This window comes from Amycolatopsis kentuckyensis (assembly GCF_002155975.1).
Lineage (GTDB): Bacteria > Actinomycetota > Actinomycetes > Mycobacteriales > Pseudonocardiaceae > Amycolatopsis > Amycolatopsis kentuckyensis.
The window spans coordinates 1-3,585 of sequence record NZ_MUMI01000825.1; the positions used below are offsets into that span (position 1 = coordinate 1).

General features: G+C 72.0%; 6 protein-coding genes. 5 read left to right on the forward strand and 1 reads right to left on the reverse strand.

The genetic code is table 11. The annotated features are described in order from the left end of the window. The first annotated feature begins 12 nt into the window (after positions 1-12). The 5 genes from CCN39_RS48370 to CCN39_RS48390 all read left to right on the forward strand — a co-directional run bounded on the left by CCN39_RS48370 (position 13) and on the right by CCN39_RS48390 (position 2,973). Positions 13-594, forward strand: coding sequence for a type II secretion system F family protein (locus tag CCN39_RS48370; protein ID WP_434781170.1), 582 nt, complete (start codon positions 13-15; stop codon positions 592-594). Between the two features lie 30 nt (positions 595-624). Continuing rightward, positions 625-801, forward strand: a complete 177-nt coding sequence (locus tag CCN39_RS48375) for a DUF4244 domain-containing protein (RefSeq protein ID WP_086853954.1) — start codon at positions 625-627, stop codon at positions 799-801. A gap of 20 nt (positions 802-821) precedes the next feature. Continuing rightward, positions 822-1,151 (forward strand): TadE family type IV pilus minor pilin, encoded by a 330-nt coding sequence (locus CCN39_RS48380; protein ID WP_086853962.1) that lies wholly within the window; start codon positions 822-824, stop codon positions 1,149-1,151. After that, on the forward strand, positions 1,144-1,569 hold the full coding sequence (locus CCN39_RS48385; protein ID WP_086853956.1) for an Rv3654c family TadE-like protein: 426 nt from the start codon (positions 1,144-1,146) through the stop codon (positions 1,567-1,569). Before CCN39_RS48380 ends, CCN39_RS48385 begins: the two co-directional genes overlap by 8 nt. Positions 1,570-2,355: 786 nt before the next feature. Next, positions 2,356-2,973, forward strand: coding sequence for a bifunctional DNA primase/polymerase (locus tag CCN39_RS48390; protein WP_086853958.1), 618 nt, complete (start codon positions 2,356-2,358; stop codon positions 2,971-2,973). 91 nt (positions 2,974-3,064) lie between these two features. On the opposite strand, the gene CCN39_RS48395 is transcribed toward CCN39_RS48390, so the two are convergent. Then, the coding region (locus tag CCN39_RS48395; protein ID WP_143264495.1) for a Zn-binding domain-containing protein at positions 3,065-3,585 on the reverse strand (521 nt) is incomplete at its 5' end.

Below are 3,585 nucleotides of genomic sequence, written 5' to 3' on the forward strand. Positions count from 1 at the left end.
AGGTCGTAAGTCATGGCGCGCCATGATGGTTGTGGTTGTAGAGGCCTTCCCAGCCGGCGACGTCTTGCTGCATCAGCCGCTGGAGGAACATGTAGGCGCCGGCTGAGAAGTCCTTTACAACCACAACCATCAGGGCGCGGCATCGACATCGCCGCCAAGCTGCGGCTGGCGGGAACGCTCGACCTCCTCGCCGCCTGCCTGCGCGCCGGGCTGCCGGTTCCTTCGGCGTTGGAGGCCGTGGCCGGCGCGGCGCCTGCGGCAGCAACGGCGGCATTGAGCTCGACGGCCGGGCTGCTCGCTCTCGGCTCCCGGCCGGACGAGGCCTGGGCGCCGGTGCGGGCCGTCCCGGGCCTCGGCGAGCTGGCGGCCGCGGCGATCCGGACATCCCGCTCAGGCGCGGCGTTCGCCACGGCGGCCGGCGACCTCGCCGGCCGGTTCCGCGACGAGCTGACCACCGAAGCCGAGGAACGCGCCGAGCGGGCCGGGGTGGCGCTGGCCCTGCCGGTCGGGCTGTGTTTCCTGCCGGCCTTCTTCTGCCTGGGCGTGCTCCCGGTCGTCCTCGGCCTCGCGGGACGGCTCGGCCCGCTCTTCTGACCACCAACCCCGATCGAAGGGAAGCCCCTCATGTGCGCATTCCGCCGCCGCCCCCGCTCGGACGACGGTTCCACGACGGTCGAGTACGCCATCGTCACGGTCGCCGTCGCGGCCTTCGCCGCCGTCCTCTACTCCTTGCTCACCGGCGACTCGGTCGTCTCGTGGCTGACGAGTTTGGTCATGAAGGCCTTGGCGGTGCCGTCATGAGACACGAGGACGGGGGTTCGGTGACGGTCGAGGCAGCGCTCGGCTTGGCCGGCCTGACGGTGGTGACGGTCCTGCTGGTCGCGGGCCTCACGGTGCTGACGGCCCAGCTGCGCTGCACGGACGCAGCCCGCGAAGCAGCGCGGCTGCTGGCCAGAGGCCAGCCTCAGGAGGCAGCGGCCGCGGTCCACCGGATAGCCCCACCGGGCGCGAACCTGGCGTTCGAGCAACTCGGCGAAGAGATCACGGCCAAGGTAACGGCCCACCCGGCGGCCGTCCTCCTCCCGGAGATCCACCTGGACGCAACGGCCTACGCGGTGGCCGAGCCGGGCACGGAGGTGCCGAATGGCTGACGGCCAGGCCCCGGACAGTGGAGCGGCCACGATCTGGACGGCAATGGCGGTGGCAGCCCTGACGGCCGTGGCAACACTGGCGTTGTGGCTGGCCTCGACGGTGACGGCACGCCACCAGACAGAGTCGGCGGCCGACCTGGGCGCCCTGGCCGCGGCCTCCCACGCGAGCGAAGGCCCGGTCCGGGCATGCGAACGCGCGAGATGGGTAGCCGACCGAATGGGAGTGACCCTCCGGACATGCCGCTGGCAACAGCTCGACGTCCTGGTCGAAGTCGAGGCCCGCGGCCCGGCAGTGGCGGGCATACCGAGGCCATCCGCCCACGCCCGCGCCGGCCCGGCGGCCGAAGCACCCCGCCCAGCCCCGGAAGCATCGACAAGCGAACTCGGAGGTACGCCGATCCGCCCGCTCCACGAATAAGCGGCCACACTCAGCCACGAGTGCGAAGGTGGCGGAGCTAGGTGGCGTGCCCAAGCTGCCCGTGACGGATGCCCTGTCCGCAGCTCGCGACACCGTCGCGCATTCGCGACTGGTGTCGCGCAGCTGCGACACGAGTCGCGCAGCTGCGATGCCTGTCGCACGACCGCGGCACCAGGCGCACTCCGCAATAGGGGACTGCCACCCGCGGGCACTCTCGCCGAGGCGCCCTCCCCGCCGGCACCGTCCCGCGTTTGCCGCCGCGGACCGCCACCGGCAGCCAAACCCCTCCGAGTGGGCGAGGCCGTCGCGCTTCTGCGACAGCGCACCTCCACCCCGGCCGCCCACGCCACCACCCGGCGGCCCCGACCCTCACCGCCCGGCGGACGCCGACCGGTCGGTATGCGGCGGTGACCGGCTGATCCGCGCGGCCGGGCGATGAGCGGCCGATTGTCACGGGCAGCGGTCGTTGGTGCACGGCGAGCGGTCGAATCGGCTGCTCACCTGGGCCGAACCGCCCTCTCCACCTCGCCGGACGAGCGGTCGAAACCCCGCGGATCCTGGGGTTTCCCGCGACGAACGGTCCGTGTGCGGTCGCCGTTCGCCGTCCATCCGTGCCGCGGGGTTCGGTCGGGCCGTACGGATCACTGGGCGTTCATCGCCTCGTAACCACCGGTTGTCGCGCGGGGGTTCCGGGCAATGTGCAACTTGCCGTTAAGTGAGATGTGCGACACCACGGCAGGGTCCCAGCGGGTCGCGGAGAACCGGAACTTGAAGGCAGGAAACACAATGTTGGACGCGAATTGGCCGGACAGCTGGCGCGGTGCCTTCCGCATCGAACTGCGGGCGGAGGCGATCGGCCTCGCCTGGCGCGGCTGGCCGGTGCTCCCGGGTGTCGACCCCGCCCCGCTCGCGGGCGGCGACGACCTCACCTGGCGTCGTCCGGTTCCGGCCATCGACGCCTGGCGTGAGCAGATCGGCACCCACGCCCACGAGGTCGCCACCTGGTTCTCCGACCGCACCCACAGCCTGCTCGTCGCCACCGGCACCGTGCTCGACGCCATCGAGGTCGACGACGAAATCGGCAAGCGTGCCTGCCGCCTCCTCCGTGCCCTCGGCCACCCCGCGCCGATCATCGCGCTGCCGAACGGCCGCTGGCTCTTCCTCACCACCGTCGCCGACCACGTGCCGGCCGAGCTCGCCAACCGCTCCTCCGTCCAGTGGCACGGCAAGGACAGCTACATCCCGCTGCCGCCGTCGCCGTTCCAGCACGGTGTCGTGCACTGGCGCGTCAAGCCCGAGGTCTGCGGCTGGCAGCTGCCGGACGCCGCCGAGGTGCACGACGTCCTCGTGCGGGCCCTGGCCGGCGAGCGCTCGCCGCAGCTGGTCCAGTCCAGCGCCGCCTGAACCACGCGGACCACAGAACCACCGCCACCGGCCGGTCCCAGCCCGGCCGAGGCGGAGCAGGACACAACTCCATGAACCACCAAGTGGCCGTCTAGGTGCCGTGTTGACGCAACGCCCCGAGCACGGTTCCCAGCACAGCCACTGCCCCCGCCTTGTCCAGCGGCTCGTTGCCGTTCCCGCACTTCGGCGACTGGACGCAGGACGGGCATCCCGTCGGGCACTCGCAGGAGACGATCGCCTCCCGCGTTGCGGCCAGCCACGGGACAATCGCGGCATAACCGCGTTCGGCAAATCCCGCACCCCCGGGATGGCCGTCATGCACGAACACCGTCGCCTCCCCGGTGTCTTCGTGCCACGCGGTACTCACCCCGCCGATGTCCCACCGGTCGCACGTAGCGAACAGCGGTAGCAGGCCGATCGCCGCGTGCTCGGCGGCATGCAGGGCACCGGGGACCCGTGCCGGAACCAATCCGGCACCCCCCGGTGTCCTGCCACCCTCGCGAACGGGCCCCCGACCGTTCGCCTGGGTCTCCTCCCCGGTCCCCACCTCGCCATCGGCACCAGAGGAACCACCCGAGCCGGCGGGACCATCCGAGCCCGCGGAACCACTCG

What these genes read in the sequence shown, in the direction of transcription:
- CCN39_RS48375 (WP_086853954.1), top strand. Translation starts at nt 625, where the DNA reads ATGTGCGCATTCCGCCGCCGCCCCCGCTCGGACGACGGTTCCACGACG.
- CCN39_RS48385 (WP_086853956.1), top strand. Translation starts at nt 1,144, where the DNA reads ATGGCTGACGGCCAGGCCCCGGACAGTGGAGCGGCCACGATCTGGACG.
- CCN39_RS48390 (WP_086853958.1), top strand. Translation starts at nt 2,356, where the DNA reads ATGTTGGACGCGAATTGGCCGGACAGCTGGCGCGGTGCCTTCCGCATC.
- CCN39_RS48370 (WP_434781170.1), top strand. Translation starts at nt 13, where the DNA reads ATGGCGCGCCATGATGGTTGTGGTTGTAGAGGCCTTCCCAGCCGGCGA.